The 16,424-nt window shown below is 40.7% G+C and carries 16 protein-coding genes; 11 read left to right on the top strand and 5 right to left on the bottom strand.

Annotation, left to right across the window (positions count from 1 at the left end; genetic code table 11):
• Window position 1: 1 nt before the first annotated feature.
• Window positions 2-2,926 carry a tetratricopeptide repeat protein gene (locus JWQ54_RS20935; RefSeq protein ID WP_299588901.1) on the bottom strand — a complete coding sequence of 975 codons (2,925 nt, stop codon included), beginning with the start codon at window positions 2,924-2,926 and terminating at the stop codon, window positions 2-4.
• A 182-nt stretch (window positions 2,927-3,108) separates the two neighbouring features.
• Between JWQ54_RS20935 and JWQ54_RS20930 the strand changes: the two genes are divergently transcribed.
• The 10 genes from JWQ54_RS20930 to JWQ54_RS20885 all read left to right on the top strand — a co-directional run bounded on the left by JWQ54_RS20930 (window position 3,109) and on the right by JWQ54_RS20885 (window position 11,037).
• Complete coding sequence (locus JWQ54_RS20930; RefSeq protein ID WP_299588899.1) at window positions 3,109-3,339, top strand: AtpZ/AtpI family protein; 231 nt, start codon at window positions 3,109-3,111, stop codon at window positions 3,337-3,339.
• A gap of 27 nt (window positions 3,340-3,366) precedes the next feature.
• Window positions 3,367-3,753: a hypothetical protein gene (locus tag JWQ54_RS20925; protein ID WP_299588896.1), complete on the top strand. Its 387-nt coding sequence runs from the start codon at window positions 3,367-3,369 to the stop codon at window positions 3,751-3,753.
• Window positions 3,754-3,785: 32 nt separating this feature from the next.
• Complete coding sequence (gene atpB, locus JWQ54_RS20920; protein WP_299588893.1) at window positions 3,786-4,844, top strand: F0F1 ATP synthase subunit A; 1,059 nt, start codon at window positions 3,786-3,788, stop codon at window positions 4,842-4,844.
• Window positions 4,845-4,883: 39 nt separating this feature from the next.
• A complete protein-coding gene (gene atpE / locus JWQ54_RS20915) occupies window positions 4,884-5,084 on the top strand; it encodes an ATP synthase F0 subunit C (RefSeq protein WP_299588891.1) in 201 nt (66 codons plus the stop codon).
• 101 nt (window positions 5,085-5,185) lie between these two features.
• Window positions 5,186-5,680, top strand: coding sequence for a F0F1 ATP synthase subunit B (gene atpF, locus JWQ54_RS20910; RefSeq protein WP_299588888.1), 495 nt, complete (start codon window positions 5,186-5,188; stop codon window positions 5,678-5,680).
• A 118-nt stretch (window positions 5,681-5,798) separates the two neighbouring features.
• The gene (gene atpH, locus JWQ54_RS20905; RefSeq protein WP_299588886.1) at window positions 5,799-6,356 is read left to right on the top strand and encodes an ATP synthase F1 subunit delta; all 558 of its coding nucleotides are present in this window, start codon (window positions 5,799-5,801) and stop codon (window positions 6,354-6,356) included.
• Window positions 6,357-6,383: 27 nt separating this feature from the next.
• A complete protein-coding gene (atpA, locus tag JWQ54_RS20900) occupies window positions 6,384-7,958 on the top strand; it encodes a F0F1 ATP synthase subunit alpha (RefSeq protein ID WP_299588884.1) in 1,575 nt (524 codons plus the stop codon).
• Between the two features lie 79 nt (window positions 7,959-8,037).
• Window positions 8,038-8,955: an ATP synthase F1 subunit gamma gene (gene atpG / locus JWQ54_RS20895; protein WP_299588882.1), complete on the top strand. Its 918-nt coding sequence runs from the start codon at window positions 8,038-8,040 to the stop codon at window positions 8,953-8,955.
• Between the two features lie 152 nt (window positions 8,956-9,107).
• The gene (locus JWQ54_RS20890; RefSeq protein WP_299588880.1) at window positions 9,108-9,296 is read left to right on the top strand and encodes a hypothetical protein; all 189 of its coding nucleotides are present in this window, start codon (window positions 9,108-9,110) and stop codon (window positions 9,294-9,296) included.
• 97 nt (window positions 9,297-9,393) lie between these two features.
• On the top strand, window positions 9,394-11,037 hold the full coding sequence (locus JWQ54_RS20885) for a serine hydrolase (protein WP_299588878.1): 1,644 nt from the start codon (window positions 9,394-9,396) through the stop codon (window positions 11,035-11,037).
• Window positions 11,038-11,088: 51 nt separating this feature from the next.
• Here JWQ54_RS20885 and JWQ54_RS20880 read toward each other — a convergent pair whose 3' ends face one another.
• The 3 genes from JWQ54_RS20880 to JWQ54_RS20870 all read right to left on the bottom strand — a co-directional run bounded on the left by JWQ54_RS20880 (window position 11,089) and on the right by JWQ54_RS20870 (window position 14,458).
• On the bottom strand, window positions 11,089-12,840 hold the full coding sequence (locus tag JWQ54_RS20880; protein WP_299589057.1) for an ABC transporter ATP-binding protein: 1,752 nt from the start codon (window positions 12,838-12,840) through the stop codon (window positions 11,089-11,091).
• 168 nt (window positions 12,841-13,008) lie between these two features.
• Entirely contained in the window at window positions 13,009-13,764 is a 756-nt protein-coding gene (truA, locus tag JWQ54_RS20875) for a tRNA pseudouridine(38-40) synthase TruA (protein ID WP_299588876.1), read from the bottom strand.
• 175 nt (window positions 13,765-13,939) lie between these two features.
• A complete protein-coding gene (locus JWQ54_RS20870; RefSeq protein ID WP_299588873.1) occupies window positions 13,940-14,458 on the bottom strand; it encodes a DUF892 family protein in 519 nt (172 codons plus the stop codon).
• Window positions 14,459-14,646: 188 nt separating this feature from the next.
• On the opposite strand from JWQ54_RS20870, the gene JWQ54_RS20865 reads away from it, so the two are divergent.
• Window positions 14,647-15,114 (top strand): DUF4293 domain-containing protein, encoded by a 468-nt coding sequence (locus JWQ54_RS20865; protein WP_299588871.1) that lies wholly within the window; start codon window positions 14,647-14,649, stop codon window positions 15,112-15,114.
• 125 nt (window positions 15,115-15,239) lie between these two features.
• Here JWQ54_RS20865 and JWQ54_RS20860 read toward each other — a convergent pair whose 3' ends face one another.
• Window positions 15,240-16,109, bottom strand: a complete 870-nt coding sequence (locus tag JWQ54_RS20860; protein ID WP_299588869.1) for an alpha/beta hydrolase — start codon at window positions 16,107-16,109, stop codon at window positions 15,240-15,242.
• Window positions 16,110-16,424: the final 315 nt, after the last annotated feature.

Here is a 16,424-nt window from a genome sequence, read left to right as displayed (position 1 = left end):
GTTAGAAGTTTTTCTGATAATAGTCTAAATAACTATCCAATAATTTTGCGTCGGCTAATTTATTCAGATTTTCCTGTGATATAATAAAAAAGCTGTATTTATCCTTTGGCACTTTCATAATATCAGGCAACAGCGGGATAACTTCGCGGGCATATTTTTTTACATCTGCAAGTTTCAAAAAGCGGCCTATATAAATTACCTGGTTATCGGCCCCTACAGCCATAAGCTGATGTTTAAGTCCCTTGCCGGGATAATTGGCCCTTATAAATTGTCCAAAACCAAAACGCGATGAAGCCAAATTAGTTGTGCCGCTTTTAACATTTACTGCAAAGTAATAGTTTGTACTATCATGCATTGTAAAAACAGAAGTGATCACATCCGGTTTAATTTCCCGTTGTTCTATAGCAGGTGTTATTACAATATTTTTCTGCACCGATTGTGTAATGGTATCATGTTTAACCGGCGGTGCTACAGTATCCCGAACCGGTGGCTTAGCTGCCGGGGTAACCGGCGCAGGCTGCTGCGCTATCACCTCAGGTTGTTTAACAGGCTGCTCAATCGGCGGGGTAATTTGCGGAACGTCTTTTTTCACCACTATGGGTTGTTTAACCGGAGGCAATATAGTTGGTGTTATTTTTGGCGGAGCCTGGCGCGGTTGTTCAGCCGCTATCTGTTGCTGTCTTTCAATCCTAACCTGTGGCTGGTTAATCGCATTCGGATCTACTTTAGGGCGATAAGCGGTTTCTTTCTGCAAAGCCGGATCAAGGGTAAACGGTATGTCCTGCGGGTTATCATCCGTAAGTACCACCGGCCTTGCCTGCAATTCGGCAAGGTTAGTATTTATATAAGCCAACTGCTGGTTAATTAAAGGGGTAACTAACCTGTCATCCGGAAACTTTTGCGCAATTTGCTTTAAGCTGTCGACAAAAGGGGTTATGGTTTCATTATGTCCCTCGGCTATGGTTTTAAGGTAATATAGCTGAGCCGATAGTTTATTGCCGGGGTATTGTTTAAACAATTGTGGCACACCGGTAATAACAGCTGTATACTTTTTTTGTGAATACAGGTCAAACACCCGGTTATAGGCCTGCGTGAATTCTGTATTTTCATCTTCCATCTTTTTAGCAAAATCCGGATCTGAAATTATTTTGGCAAACGGGGTATCGGCATATTCCTTTAAAAGTATGTTTTTATACTGATCAGATTTTGGTTTATCCACATCGCTGTACAGCCGGTATAAATTATAATATATGGATGCTTTATTAGCATCATTAGGAAAACGGCGAAGAATGTTTTCATAAACAGCAATGGCTTCCTTTTTATCTCCCAAAATATCGCGGTAAAAATTAGCAATATCTATATAGGCATGATAGATCTTTAAATTTGATTGCGCAAGCAGTTCGGGCGTAAGCGGTAAGCTTTTTGTAAGCTCAGCACGATAACCTCCTGCGGTTGCTGTTTTAGGTTTAGCCCCAGGCTGCCCTCCCACAGGTGCATCAGGATCTATATTGCTGGTATTTACCGAGTTGGCTGTTACATCACTGTTTGAGCGGCTGCTGCGGCGCCAGTTATCCTCCAGCTTGCGGTCGCCCCATTTTCGTTTAAAATCACTATAACCTCTACTAACGGCATTTGAATTATAGAAATAGAAGGAATTAGATGCATTGGCCTGGCCCGAGCGGGGCCCAGATGTTTCAGTAACCCCTGTAGTAGCCGCTGCCGCACTCGCAGCATTCAGATCTGCCTGTTGTTGCAGCGTATTATCGCTAACCATTTTATCAATCACCGCACTCCGTGTTTTCTCGTCCATTTTAGCCAATGCCTGTAAAGTATCTTCGCGGGCAATAGTTTGGTAGCCATCTGCCAGTAACTGCAGGTTGGCATTCGTCTTTTGTATCGATTGGTATCCCGGGTAATTAACAGGCAGGCTGGTTAATGTACTGTCATAATATTTTTTTGAGCTCAGGTAATCTGCCTTGTTTTTAAAGTAGATGGTAGCAAGTCGCAGGTAGGAGAGGCCTTTCTGATTCTGGTTCTTAACACTGTTACTAACTGATAGTTTATAGTTTTTAATGGCGCCGTCAACATTTTTATCAATCATTTGCAGCTCGGCCACCTGGAAATAGATCTGGTCCTTAAAATCTTTGTTATTAGGCTCTTTTAAAAGGGCAAGTAAACGTCCGGTGCGGTTTGTTTTAATTCCATCGCGGGCATCATCAATTCTTATCCGGTTTAAACTGGCGTTAAAAGCCATCTCGAATGATACATTGCTGCTTGCTATTTTATTATAGTTTTTAATAGCTCCGGCCGGTTTTTGATTGAGTTCCTGTAGCTGGCTTAAAATAAACGTCCAGCGAAGGCGCTGCATTTTATCCCTGCAATAACTTATAGCCTGTTTGGCCATTTCTTCGCCATCAACATACTCCTGCACATTAATGTCGTATTGCAATTTAGTAGCATAAACGTCAGCAATAAGACGCTTATTTTTTTTGGGGTCGATATTTTGTATTGCGCTGTCTATAGCTATTTTAGCTTGTGGCAGATCATGCAGATACATTAGCGACCGGGTTTTCCAAACCAGGGCATCCTGTACCAGGTCCAAACGTTTTGGGAACGATTTGATAACGTAGTTTAAAAACTCGGTTGCATTAAAATAGTTCCCCTCAAGGTAATTAGCCTTTCCTAAAACCAGGTAGGCGTCGCCCAGGTAACTACTCTGTTCTTTAATGTTTATTATTTTGTTTCCTTTAACTATTGCTTCTTCCAGATCCTTATCCGGTATTCCTGATTGGGCAATGGTATCAGGATAAACACTCAGGATCTCGTTATAATTGTCAACAAATGATGATGCATAGCTCACCTGCTTTTGCCTTAAGATCTCTTTAGCATTAAAAAGAATGTTGTAATGGGCGGTTAGGTTTTGCATTGTGCGGTTAAATCCGCTCTTTTTTTCAAGTGAACACCCTGCTGTGATAATTGCCAACGCAAAAAGCAGGAACCTGATTTGTTTTAATACTTGAAATTTAGAAATTCGATCCAATGTAAAGGTGGTTGTAAAAGCCTCGCTAATTTAATAACAATTATGCAATAGGATTAATAAATTTGCATATGGCCAAAGATGAACAAAAAGAAAGCAACGACAACGGTAACCCCGGAAATAACTATAGTAAATTTATGGGGATAGCATTCCAGATGATCGTGATAATTGGCCTGTTCTCATTTGCAGGTTATAAGATAGACCAGTCAGCAAATCATAGCGTAAAGTGGGTAACTGCAGTACTATCACTTACCGGGGTTTTTATATCTTTGTACGTTGTTATAAAGTCGATAAAAGATTGATCAAAAACAATTACAAACCCAGTCCTTATGAAAATTTACCAGGCATTATTATTTTTTTTATGGTTTACCTTTATTATTGCCATACCGCCATATTATTTAAAGAACTATGGACACGCTGAATTGATAATGCCCGACTTCTGGCTTATCTTCTCTTTCTTAGCAGGGCTAACGCTTTTGGTGGTAACAAGCATATTGGTTGTACGCCAAATGTACCCTAATATGTTCTCAGAGGCATTTATGGGTGCAACAGTTTTCAAGATCCTGTCATGCCTCATTTTTGTGTTGGTTTTCCTGGTAAAAAACAAGGTAAATAAGTATGTTTTTATAGGCGATTTTTTTTACGTATATTTCTTAAATACAGCCTTTGAAGTTTATATTTTGTTACGTACCTTGCGGCACAAAATTTTAAGGTAGAAAACTTCATTTAGATGATAAACGGCTCGATTTTGAAATCAAAAATTTTTAACATATCATTAATTTGTGCGTTTTTTTTAGCGTTAGGGGGATTTCCAACCAAAGCGCTGGCGCAGGAAAATAAGGAAGAGGGTGCTGGAAAGAAGTTTGACCCGAAAGAAACTATAATGGAACATATTGCTGACAAGCATGAGTGGCATATGTTCGGAAAGTCATATATCCCGCTACCGGTAATACTTTATACCGATAAAGGGTTAGAAATGTTTTCATCGGCACACCTGCAGCCACAGGGTGCAGTTTATACCGGCAAGTATTATAATTATATGCTGGTAAATAATAAAATAAAAGTTGCTGCTGCCGATAAGCAAATTGATGCTGTTAATAACAAAAAGGTTTGGGATTTCTCCATCACCCAAAACGTTGCCAGTATGTGGATGACAGGTATTATTCTTTTGCTTGTATTCTTCAGCGTTTCAGGAACTTATAAAAAACGTGCTGGCAAAGCGCCTAAAGGTTTACAATCATGGATGGAGCCTTTGATCTTGTTTATAAGGGATGATGTTGCCCTGCCAAATATTGGTGTTAAGTATAAAGCATATATGCCTTTATTGCTTACCATATTCTTTTTTATATTGATCAATAATATTTTCGGGATGATCCCTTTCTTCCCGGGTGGTTACAACCTTACCGGTAATATTGCAGTTACCCTTGTATTAGCAGTTATTATACTTTTGGTTGTTAACCTGAAAGCCAATAAACATTACTGGAAACACATATTTGTACCTAACCCATGGTGGTTATTCCCTATCATGATCCCGGTAGAAATTGTTTCTATATTTTCAAAGCCTATTGCATTAATGATCCGTTTGTTTGCTAACATAACAGCCGGCCACATTGTTGTGTTGAGTCTTGTTTCGTTAATATTTATATTTAACAGCTTGTGGATCTCACCGGTATCGGTTGTGTTTGTGGTATTTATTGATACGATAGAAGTACTGGTAGCGTTTTTACAGGCTTATATTTTTACGATGCTTACTTCCCTGTTTATAGGGATGGCTATACAGGAGCATCATGATCATGAGGTGATTTAAAATTAATTATTCTATATATACACTTTAAATTTTTAAACAATGACAGGAGGATATGGTCCTATCGGTGCAGGTTTAGCTGCTATTGGTGCTGGTATCGGCATCGGACAGATTGGTGGAAAAGCTGTAGAAGCTATTGCACGCCAGCCTGAAGCTATTTCTAAAATTCAAACTAACATGATCATCGCTGCGGCCCTTGTAGAAGGTGTTGCATTGTTTGCCGTGGTAGTGGCTTTGCTCTAATTATTATTAGGCAACAGAGAAACAAAACATCCCGGAACGGTTGGTTCCGGGAATGTGTTAAGATTCATTAAAAAGTATCATACAGTAATAAATAAAATATAATGGAATTAGTTACACCTGAAGTAGGTTTAATTTTCTGGACAACACTATCATTCCTGATCCTGTTGTTCTTACTGGGTAAATTTGCCTGGAAACCCATCTTAGCCGCTGTAAACGAGCGTGAGCAATCTATTGAAACTGCTTTGTCAAGAGCTGAAGCAGTTAAAGAAGAAATGGCACGTTTAACCAGCGAAAACGAAGCTTTGCTTAAACAAGCACGTGCAGAACGCGATGCTATTTTATCAGAGGCTACTAAAGTAAAAAACCAGATCATCAGCGATGCTAAAGAGGCTGCACACAAAGAAGGCTCCCGCCAGATTGACCTTGCCCGCATCGAGATCAATAACCAGAAAGCAATTGCTATGGCTGACGTTAAAAACCAGGTAGCATCACTTTCATTGGAAATTGCCGAGAAAGTATTGCGCAAGCAATTTGAAGATCAGAAAAAACAAGACGAACTGGTTAAGGATCTTTTAAAGGAAGTGAAATTAAGTTAATATCGGATTTCGGATGTTCAATTTCGGATTTAAGAAAATGAAATTTAGCATCTTATCCAATAAGAAATCTTAAGTAAATCAATTCCGAAATCGAACTTCCGAAATCCGAAATAAAAATATGTCAGAATTAACAGTAGCAGCCAGGTACGCAAAATCAATCATCGATCTTGCAGAAGAGCAAAATTTGGTTGAGCCAATTAAAGGCGATATGGAGCTTTTCCTGCACACTTTAAAGGCAAACCCTGAATTAAAAGCGGTTTTGGCTAACCCTATAGTATCTCACTCAAAAAAGGTAAAAATACTCGAAGAGATTTTTGCTGCAAAGGTGAATAAGGCAAGCCTTGCTTTTTTTAAGCTGATGGTGAACAAAGGCCGGGGCGAGGTTTTATATGCCACCGCCAGTGAGTTTGTTAACCTGTATGATATTAAAAAGAATATCACTCATGCTTCAGTAGTATCGGCAACGGCCTTGTCTGATGCTAACAAACAAAAAATGATAGCTGATATCCAGGCTGCAACAGGTGGTACTGTAAAACTGGAAGCTAAGGTTGATCCGTCATTAATAGGCGGATTTGTTTTAACCGTTGGCGACAGGCAGATTGATACCAGCATTGCAAGCGATTTACATAAATTGAAAAAAGAATTTGCCCACAGGGTAGTTCCAGTTAAAAATTAAAAACTAAAACTCTAAAATAAATAAAAAATGGTAGAGGTAAGACCAGACGAAGTATCAGCAATTTTGCGTCAGCAATTGGCAGGCTTCAAGTCAGAATCTGAATTAGAAGAAGTGGGTACCGTACTCCAGGTGGGTGACGGTATTGCACGCGTTTATGGATTAACAAAAGTACAATCGGGTGAGCTGGTTGAGTTTGGTACCGGTTTACAGGGTATCGTACTTAACCTTGAAGAAGATAACGTGGGTGTGGTATTGTTAGGTAAATCCGATGATATTAAAGAAGGTGATACCGTTAAACGTACTAACAGGATTGCTTCTATCAACGTTGGCGAAGGCATGCTTGGCCGTGTTGTTGATACATTGGGAAACCCTATTGATGGTAAAGGCCCTATCGTTGGCGAAACTTATGAAATGCCTTTGGAGCGTAAAGCGCCGGGTGTTATCTATCGCCAGCCGGTTACCGAGCCATTGCAAACAGGTATTAAAGCTATTGATGCAATGATCCCTATCGGCCGCGGACAACGTGAGCTTGTGATTGGTGACCGTCAGACAGGTAAAACTGCTGTTTGTATCGATACCATCATCAACCAGAAAGAATTTTATGATGCCGGCAAACCGGTAATATGTATTTATGTTGCCTGCGGCCAAAAAGCTTCAACAGTGGCAAACATTGTACGAACACTTGAAGAAAAAGGCGCTATGCCATATTCTATCATTGTTGCAGCCAGTGCGTCAGACTCTGCTACTATGCAATTCTTTGCTCCGTTTGCAGGCGCTGCCATTGGCGAGTACTTCCGCGATACAGGTCGCCCTGCATTGATCATTTATGATGATTTGTCAAAGCAAGCGGTTGCTTATCGTGAAGTATCCTTATTATTGCGTCGTCCGCCGGGCCGCGAGGCTTATCCGGGTGACGTGTTTTACCTGCACAGCCGTTTATTAGAGCGTGCCGCCAAGATCAACCAGAATGATTCAATTGCCCAGGCGATGAATGATTTGCCTGAGTCTATCCGTGGCCTTGTAAAAGGTGGCGGTTCATTAACTGCGTTGCCTATTATTGAAACACAGGCAGGTGACGTATCAGCTTATATCCCAACCAACGTAATTTCAATTACCGATGGTCAGATCTTCCTTGAATCAAACTTGTTTAACGCAGGTGTTCGTCCGGCTATTAACGTAGGTATCTCTGTATCACGTGTGGGTGGTAACGCGCAGATCAAATCAATGAAGAAAGTTGCCGGTACATTAAAACTTGACCAGGCTCAATACCGCGAGCTTGAGGCTTTCTCAAAATTCGGGTCAGATTTGGACGCATCAACAAAAAACGTACTTGATAAAGGTGCCCGTAACGTTGAGATCCTGAAACAAGGCCAGTACTCACCGGTAACAGTTGAAAAACAAGTTGCGGTTATTTACTTAGGTACAAAAAACCTGATGCGTAACGTACCTGTAAACAAGATCCGTGAGTTTGAAAGCGAATTTACAAGTCAGCTTGAAGTGCGTCATCCTGAAATATTAGCTGCCCTTAAAGCAGGTAAGTTTGATGATACAATAACCGGCGTACTGGAAACAGTTGCTAAAGAGCTGACAGGAAAATATTAATTAGTTCAAAGTCTGAAGTCTTTAGTCCTGAGTCAATAGACTTTAGACTAAAGACTCGGGACTAAAGACTCAACAAAGCATGGCTAATTTAAAAGAAGTAAGAAACAGGATAAAGTCCGTAAGCTCAACACAGCAGATCACCAAGGCTATGAAAATGGTTTCGGCGGCTAAGTTGAAACGGGCTACCAACGCTATTGTACAATTACGCCCTTATGCCAATAAGCTGAAAGAGCTGCTGGCAAACTTGTCTGCAAGTTTAGAAGATGGATCATCGCCATTTTTACAACAGCGCGAGCCAAATAAGGTATTGGTAGTTGTGGTTTCATCAAACCGTGGTTTGGCCGGGGCTTTTAACGCTAACGTTATAAAAACTGCCAACAACGTTATAGCCGAAAAATACAGCGAGCAGTTAAGAGCAGGCAATGTATCAATTGTGGCTATAGGTAAAAAAAGTCAGGAGTTTTATCAGAGGCGCAAATACAACGTTATTGGTAACAACAATGACCTGTACCTTGACCTGAATTTTGAAAATACATCGGTAATTACCCAAAGTATTATGGATGGTTTTTTGAAAGGCGAGTATGACCGTGTTGACCTGGTATACAATCAATTTAAAAATGCTGCAATGCAGATATTAACGGTTGAACAGCTGTTGCCTGTTCCAAAAACCGAGAGAAAGGAAGAGGCTAAAAAGGATACTAAAACTCCTGATAAGGCTGCCAGCCAAACCCAGGTTGATTACATCCTCGAACCCTCACAGGAAGCAATTGTTGAACAGCTGATCCCAAAAAACATAAAAACCCAGTTATACAAAGCAGTGCTTGATTCAAATGCATCTGAGCATGGTGCACGTATGACGGCAATGGATAAGGCTACTGAAAATGCGGGTGACCTGTTGAAGGCACTGAAGCTAGCCTACAACCAGGCACGGCAGGCAGCAATTACTACCGAGCTTACCGAAATTGTGAGCGGCGCGGCAGCATTGTCGGCACAGTAATTTTATAAGAATCTTATATTGAAAGGCTTCTCTGAAAAGAGCGGCCTTTTTTATTTTTGTCTATTTTCTTGTCTATGTCATTGCAGCGCAGCGCTTGCAATGACATAAAATACCGAAAATGAACAAATCTCCCCTTACTTTGTTAATCTTTTATGACAAAGCCAGTAAACGCAATTGATAAACCATCATCAACACATAAACCGGTTGATAAGGGTAGTAAAAGTAAGGTGAGGAAAGAGGATAGTGAATACAAAGCCGATAAGCCTCACGGCGGCGATATTGCTAAAAAGCACGAGCGGGAAGAGCAGCCGGTGCACCCCGGCGATAAGCGCAAAGTATAGCGCAAATTAGTTTTGGGGTAATGCAACGCTTTGTGAAATTTATGGTCATATTTATGTGTGCCATTAACTAATAACGAAGCCGTTAACTCTTAGCTCCATGAAAATTAACCTTACCTTTTTATTGCTTTTATGCTGTGTAGCGGGATGCTCGCAAGATATCCCTGTGGCGCAGCAAACACAAATAGATTCTGTTTTTAAAGCTTACACGCAACCTGGCAGCCCCGGCGTAGCTGTTTTAATTATAAAAGATGGCAATGTTGTTTTTAAAAAGGGTTATGGTTTGGCCAGCCTTGAATACAATATACAGGTAAGCACTACTACGGTTTTCGATATTGCTTCGGTATCCAAGCAATTTACAGGGTTCGCCATTTCGACATTGATACAGCAGGGAAAGATTTCGCCTGACGACGACATCCATAAATACCTGCCCGATGTGCCGCAGTTTAACAAGCCGATGACCATCCGCAACCTTATACACCATACCAGTGGTTTGCGCGACTGGCCGGCTGGCCTGCATGCCGCAGGCTGGCGCTGGGACGAAGCGTTTAGCTACGACGATATTATGCGCATGGTGAGCAAGCAACGCGACCTTGATTTTGAGCCGGGTTCGCAGTACTCTTACTCAAATACCGGCTATAACCTGCTCGCCGCTATTGTGGCCAAAGTAAGTAGCAAAACTTTCCCGGATTGGATTGCTGAAAATATATTTAAACCGCTGGGTATGAATTCATCGCAGGTGTTGAGTGATTATTCGAATGTTGTGAAAAATTTGGCGGGTTCCTATTCGCCTAGTGGGCGGGGCTACAGCAAAAATAATGATGAGCTTACGGCCTGGGGCTCAAGCTCAATAGTTACCACCGCCGAAGACCTTTCAAAATGGATGATTAACTTCCAGCGATCGTTGGATAAGCGCGACCCGGTTTATTTAAGAATGATAGAAACGGATTTGCTTAATAATGGACAAAAAAATAACTATGCTTATGGGTTGGCAGTGGGCGACAACAACGGGATACGAAACATACAGCACGACGGCGGCTGGGCTGGTTTCAGGACCATTATTTCAAATTACCCGGATGAAAAGCTTTCCATTATCTTGCTAAGTAATCACGGTAATTTCGACTCGGGGGCAAATGCTGATGCCATTGCGCAGCTGTTTTTAAAACATAAGCTAAAGGCTGGGCCGGCACGCCCCGATATTAACAGCTTGCCAACCATTAAAGTCGACAGCTCAATACTAAAAAAATATACCGGCACCTATCAATTGGGCACAGGCTGGTACGCTACATTTACCCTTGAAGACGGCAAACTAATGGTACAGGCAAACGGCGAAAACAAATTTTCGACAGATTTAAAAACAGATACATCGCTTTGGGTGCCGGCTTATGGCGCTTCTGTAACATTTACCGGCATAACTGATAAAGCGGGTGCGCTTAAATACAAGGACATTAATGCAAAAAGAATAGTCCCTATAAAAGCCGACCTATCGCAGCTTAATGAATATGCAGGCAGTTACTACAGTCCCGAACTGGAAGCATCTTACCGTCTTACAGTTGAAAACGGAAAGTTGGTTGCACACCACATGCGCTTGGGCGATTTTGCTTTCGACCCCGATATTGCCATTGCGGGCGGCTTTAGCAGCTATAACGGGAACATCGCATTTTATAAAAACGGGCAAAATAAAGTTTCCGGGTTTAAGTTGACTAATGGAAGGATCAAGAATATCGTTTTTAATAAACAATAGAGGCGGCAGTGCGTTGGTGAATTTTTTTTTATGAACCATCAACTATGAACTTTACTCCTTCACAATCCCCGCTGAATTAAATTGCAAATCGTAAAGCTTACGATAGTAGCCGTCTTCAATGCGCAGAAGCTCCTGATGGGTGCCCATTTCTTTTATCTCGCCATGATCAAGTACTATAATTTTATCGGCATTTTGAATGGTTGACAGGCGGTGAGCAATTACAATAGCTGTACGGCCCTGCATAAGCTTGCTGATGGCATTTTGGATCAGGATCTCTGTCTCAGTATCAACAGATGAGGTAGCTTCATCCAGCACAAGGATAGTGGGATTGTACACCAATGCCCTGATAAAAGAAATTAACTGCGACTGCCCTGCCGAAAGAGTTGAGCCTCTTTCCATCACATTATAATCATACCCCCCCGGTAGCCGCTCTATAAACTCATGTGCGCCAACATCTTTTGCTGCCGCGATGATCTGCTCGCGTGTTATTTCCGTATTGCTAAGGCTGATGTTGTTGGCAATAGTGTCTGTAAACAAAAAAACATCCTGTATAACGGTTGCAATATGCGAGCGCAGATAGTCAACATCATATTCCCTTATATCTATACCATCAACTTTAACCTCTCCTTTGCCAATCTCATAAAAGCGGTTCAGGATGTTTATGGTTGACGATTTGCCGGCACCGGTTGCACCAACCAGCGCCAGGGTTTTGCCCGGCTGCAAGTGAAAGCTGATGTCTTTTAAAACCCAGTTCTCATCATTGTAGGCAAACCAAACATTATTAAATTCTATCTCGCCTTGCAAAACAGCGGGATTTAATTTCCCGGTGTTAATAGCTATCTCATCTGTATCCAAAACTTTAAAGATGCGGTCGGCACCGACCATGCCCATTTGCAGGGTGTTAAATTTATCAGCCAGCTGGCGGATGGGCCTGAAAAGTATATTTAAGTAAACTATAAATTCCAGGATCATCCCGGGGGTAACCCCGTTTGGCGATGCTGAGATAGCCCTTAATTGCTGATCGCTCAGGATCCTCTTACAACCATACCATACCATTAGGCCCATACAGCAGGCAAACAATATTTCAACCACCGGGAAAAATATAGAATAATACCAGTTTGAGCGGATATTCGCATCCCTGTATTTCCCGTTAACGGCTTTAAATTTTCGCATCTCCTGGTCCTCCCGGGCAAAAATCTGGATAACGCTCATCCCCGAAATGTGCTCGGCCAAAAAAGTGTTCAGATGCGCAACCTGTGTACGCACCTCCTGGAAGGATGATTTGATAGCCTCCTTAAAAACATAGGTAGACAGGAACAAAAAAGGCATCGGGATAAGCGTAATGAAGGCAAGCTTCCAATCTTTAAATATCATGTACCCTATAATAGCAACAACCAGCAGCAGATCGCCCATAATAGATATCAGGCCTTCCGAAAAAATATCTGCAATGGTTTCCAGGTCTGATACTGTGCGCGTAATCAGCATCCCGATAGGTGTGCGGTCGAAGTACTTCAGGCGCAGACTTGTGATATGGTTGAATATATCGATCCTAAGATCGCGGATAACGGATTGCCCCAGTGAATTGGTTAAATAAGTTTGATAATATTGGGCGGCGGTTTGAATAACAAGTTGGGCTATCATCAGCTCAACCATAAAGACCAAACCGCCGTAGTTATCTTTTAAAATATAATCGTCAAGCGTTTTCTGGATCAGTATAGGCTGAACCAGCGCATTGACCGCCAAAAAGATGGTTAAAAACGCCGCTATGATAAAGGTAACATTATACGGTTTAACATAACGCATTACCCGCCTTAGCAGTTTCCAATCAAGCGCTTTACCGGTAATGCCCCCTCCGCCCCCTGAAGGGGGAACTTTTGAATTGCTATTTTTATCGTTGCTCACTTATAATTCAAAGTTACCTTTAATTCTTAAAACTCATTTCATTTATTCCCCCTTTAGGGGGTTAGGGGGCTAATATTTTACCTCAGTTAAATATAATCCCCCTGCCGGTACTGACATGCCTGCGTTGCTGCGATTTTTGCTCTCGATGATAGAACGTACTGTTTCAGGTTCAATTTCGTGTTTGCCAACCATAAGCAATGTGCCTACTATAGCGCGCACCATATTACGCAAAAAACGGTCGGCAGAGATGTGGAATACTATTCCATCGCCCTTAATAGCCCATTCCGCTTTTGAGATTTTACAAATATTGGTCTTTACCTGTGTATTTGATTTACTGAAGCAGCTAAAATCAGTATGCTCCATAATAATAGCCGCAGCTTTGTTCATCAAATCAACATCCGGTTTATCCCGCAGCTCCCAGGAGTAACCATTTTTAAACGGGTCTTTATTAAAATGGATATGGTATTCATAGCTGCGTAAAGTTGCATCAAACCGCGCATGGGCTTCAGCAGCAACCGGGAAGATTTTTTTTATAGCGATGTCTTTGGGGAGGATGGAATTTAAACTTCTTAAAATTGTACTCGTTTCGTCCATAGTCCATAGTCCATGGTCTATGGTCTCAAAATCAAAATGTGCAAAAAACTCTTTCGCATGTACACCTGTATCCGTTCGTCCGCAGCCTAATGTTTCAATTTGCTGACGTAACACAATAGATAAACTTTTATTTAATACTTCCTGTACACTAACCGCATTTTGCTGGATCTGCCAGCCATGGTAGTTTGTTCCATCATACGAAAGTTCAATAAAATAACGTTGTTTGGTCACGCGGCAAAGGTAGTGAGGAAGTTGGAATGTTGGAAGGTTGAAATGTTGTAAAGTTTTGGATCAATACGTGTCGGTTAGTTTAATTATGAATACATAAAATGATGAAATCGCCCGGAATTCGATATTTTTATTTTTCTAACATTAAAACCTTTCAACATTACAACTTTTCAACAACCTAAGAAATATACTCCTGATAAATCGACTCAAACAAAATCTTGTTCTCAACGGCGGTATCAAAAGGCTGATCTAAAAAAGAATTACTGTAACCTATGGCTTTGGCCAGGTTCTTTAATACTTTAAAATAGGTAACTTCAATTCCTTCAATTTGCTGCAGATAAAAAAGGATAAATACATCGCGTTCCAGCGGGGTTTTACCCGCTTTTATTGCGGCAAGGTACGCTTCAAGGGTTAGGGCTTTTATACCGAGTGTATTTGTTTTGGATGGTGCTTCTTTTATCGCTGTATATATATCATCCATCTGTTTTATCTGGCTCTCGTTATCGTCAATGGCTTCCTCTATGGCATGTTTTAACACCGATAAGGTTGCTATGTCTTTGACTTCAACAAAAAAATCAATAAGATGCCTCTTGCCATAATAAATGTAATTTAAATGCTCAAGGAATGTTTTTTTTAACAGGTAGTCGTCCATACGCACATCTTTAGGTTGCAAGGAAGAAGATAATGAATCGCTCATATCAATTTATATCAGGGGTTAAAGTCATTAAAATTACAATATTTAATTGATACTTAATAAATAAGAATTAAGAGCGATGAACCAGGAGACAGGAAGATAACCCCAATAATTGGTTTACATTGTTTTTCTCCTGATTCTTGACGCTAATGTCTTGACTCTTATCTATCTTTGTTAGATAAATTAATTATATGTTACAACGAATACAAAGCATTTATCTTTTGCTTGCCAGCCTTGCCCTGTTTGCCCTGTTTCTTTTCCCATTGGTACACAACATTTATACAGGTGGCAAACCCATTACCCTTATGGTTACCGGTGTTTACCAGGATGTGAACGGACAAAATACCCATACGGAATTTTTTGCGGGCCTTACCATTGCTACAGCCCTTATTGGCTTAATACCATTGGTTATTATATTTTTATATAAAAATCGCAAACAACAAGTTGCTCTGTGCTACAGTGCACTATTGGTAATTGTTGGCTATAGCTTCTGGTTATCACAAGCGGCAAAAAAAATAATGGGCAGTATTCAGATCGATACGCATAATTGGGGGATCGGCCTTTTTCTTTCCTCGCTAAGTATGTTGTTTATTCTGCTGGGTATCCGTGCAATAAAAGCGGATGAAAAGCTGGTGAAATCGGCGGATAGGTTGAGGTAGCGTGAAAAGTTGATTAAGTTAGATTTGGTTGGATTGAGTTGATTAAGTTTTTGAAGGTGAAAATTCAATTGCTCGCATTCTTTCAACCTAGTCAACCACTCACTTAATCAACCCAATCAACTACTTTAATTAAACCTTCCGTATCCTTCAATCTTCCTATAAGGCTTCGTGAAGAAATCTCCTACTACCTGGTTAAACATATCTTTATAGTATATAGGTGTTGAATGGCCGGAGTTTGGTAAGATCCACAAATAGGAATTGGGAATGGTTTCCGCTATCAGCATAGTATGCTTTGTTTGTATCACATCATGATCGCCACCTATAACAAGGGTAGGGCAGCTTATCTTTTTTACATCCGATAATTTAATATGCGGTTCATAAGTTAGCAAGTGTAACAATTTAATCTGGTTCTTCATTTCAGGCGTTACATTCTTTATTTTTTTAATAGTATCCTGACCTTTCAAATTCAAATTTAAAGCGTAGTTATAAACAAAGGGATCAACCGCGCTGGTATCGGGCCATAAATTTGCGCCGGTTACAGCAAGTTTCTTTACTTTATCAGGGTGATGAATAGCCAGAAGTAAACCGTTAATGCCGCCATCGCTCCATCCTATTACATAACACTGTTTTAAGTTCAGTTTATCCAGCAAGGCATTCAGGTCATCGGTCATCATTTCATAGCTTAATGAATCTGCATGATCAATTGATTTTCCCTGCGCCCGGCTATCGGCAATTATTACCTGGTAGTTTTTGGCGAAATAGGGGATCTGGTATAAAAAGTTATTGATAGAGCCGCCATTGCCATGGATTATGAGCAGGGGTTCGCCCTTACCATAAGTTTCATAATACATTTTAAATCCGCGGATGTCGGCATATTTGCCAACTGCTGCATTTTTACCATATTTGGTAGTATCAAATGGCGATGCACCTTGTTGTGCAAAGCTGGATTTTATAAAAATGCTTAAAATGAGGAGGATGACGATTCTTAGTTTCATGTTGTAAAAGGTAAACTTTCAATAAATATATGATAATTGTCTAAAAAGTAATGTTTTATACCGATAAAATATCATTATCATAAATTTCAAAATTGGTATTTGAATTGTAAATAATAATGGATACCTTTGCGCCCGATTTGGCGATGTAGTCAAATTCGTTATTTAAATTCATGAACCCATTTATTAATCTGGGAATCCGTCATGATATTGTTAATGCCATCTCTGAGTTAGGATTTGAAAATCCTACGCCAATCCAGGAACAGTCAATTCCGGTATTGTTAACAGGCAGCAACGATTTTGTCGGATTAGCCCAAA

The organism is Mucilaginibacter sp., from assembly GCF_028288225.1.
Classification (GTDB): domain Bacteria; phylum Bacteroidota; class Bacteroidia; order Sphingobacteriales; family Sphingobacteriaceae; genus Mucilaginibacter.
This window is presented reverse-complemented; position numbering and strand designations above follow the sequence as displayed.

Excerpts from the sequence above, each read along its gene's own strand:
- JWQ54_RS20935 (WP_299588901.1), bottom strand. The coding sequence starts at position 2,926 with ATGCAAAACCTAACCGCCCATTACAACATTCTTTTTAATGCTAAAGAG.
- JWQ54_RS20930 (WP_299588899.1), top strand. The coding sequence starts at position 3,109 with ATGGCCAAAGATGAACAAAAAGAAAGCAACGACAACGGTAACCCCGGA.
- JWQ54_RS20925 (WP_299588896.1), top strand. The coding sequence starts at position 3,367 with ATGAAAATTTACCAGGCATTATTATTTTTTTTATGGTTTACCTTTATT.
- atpE (WP_299588891.1), top strand. The coding sequence starts at position 4,884 with ATGACAGGAGGATATGGTCCTATCGGTGCAGGTTTAGCTGCTATTGGT.
- atpF (WP_299588888.1), top strand. The coding sequence starts at position 5,186 with ATGGAATTAGTTACACCTGAAGTAGGTTTAATTTTCTGGACAACACTA.
- atpH (WP_299588886.1), top strand. The coding sequence starts at position 5,799 with ATGTCAGAATTAACAGTAGCAGCCAGGTACGCAAAATCAATCATCGAT.
- atpA (WP_299588884.1), top strand. The coding sequence starts at position 6,384 with ATGGTAGAGGTAAGACCAGACGAAGTATCAGCAATTTTGCGTCAGCAA.
- atpG (WP_299588882.1), top strand. The coding sequence starts at position 8,038 with ATGGCTAATTTAAAAGAAGTAAGAAACAGGATAAAGTCCGTAAGCTCA.
- JWQ54_RS20890 (WP_299588880.1), top strand. The coding sequence starts at position 9,108 with ATGACAAAGCCAGTAAACGCAATTGATAAACCATCATCAACACATAAA.
- JWQ54_RS20885 (WP_299588878.1), top strand. The coding sequence starts at position 9,394 with ATGAAAATTAACCTTACCTTTTTATTGCTTTTATGCTGTGTAGCGGGA.
- JWQ54_RS20880 (WP_299589057.1), bottom strand. The coding sequence starts at position 12,840 with ATGCGTTATGTTAAACCGTATAATGTTACCTTTATCATAGCGGCGTTT.
- JWQ54_RS20870 (WP_299588873.1), bottom strand. The coding sequence starts at position 14,458 with ATGAGCGATTCATTATCTTCTTCCTTGCAACCTAAAGATGTGCGTATG.
- JWQ54_RS20865 (WP_299588871.1), top strand. The coding sequence starts at position 14,647 with ATGTTACAACGAATACAAAGCATTTATCTTTTGCTTGCCAGCCTTGCC.
- JWQ54_RS20860 (WP_299588869.1), bottom strand. The coding sequence starts at position 16,109 with ATGAAACTAAGAATCGTCATCCTCCTCATTTTAAGCATTTTTATAAAA.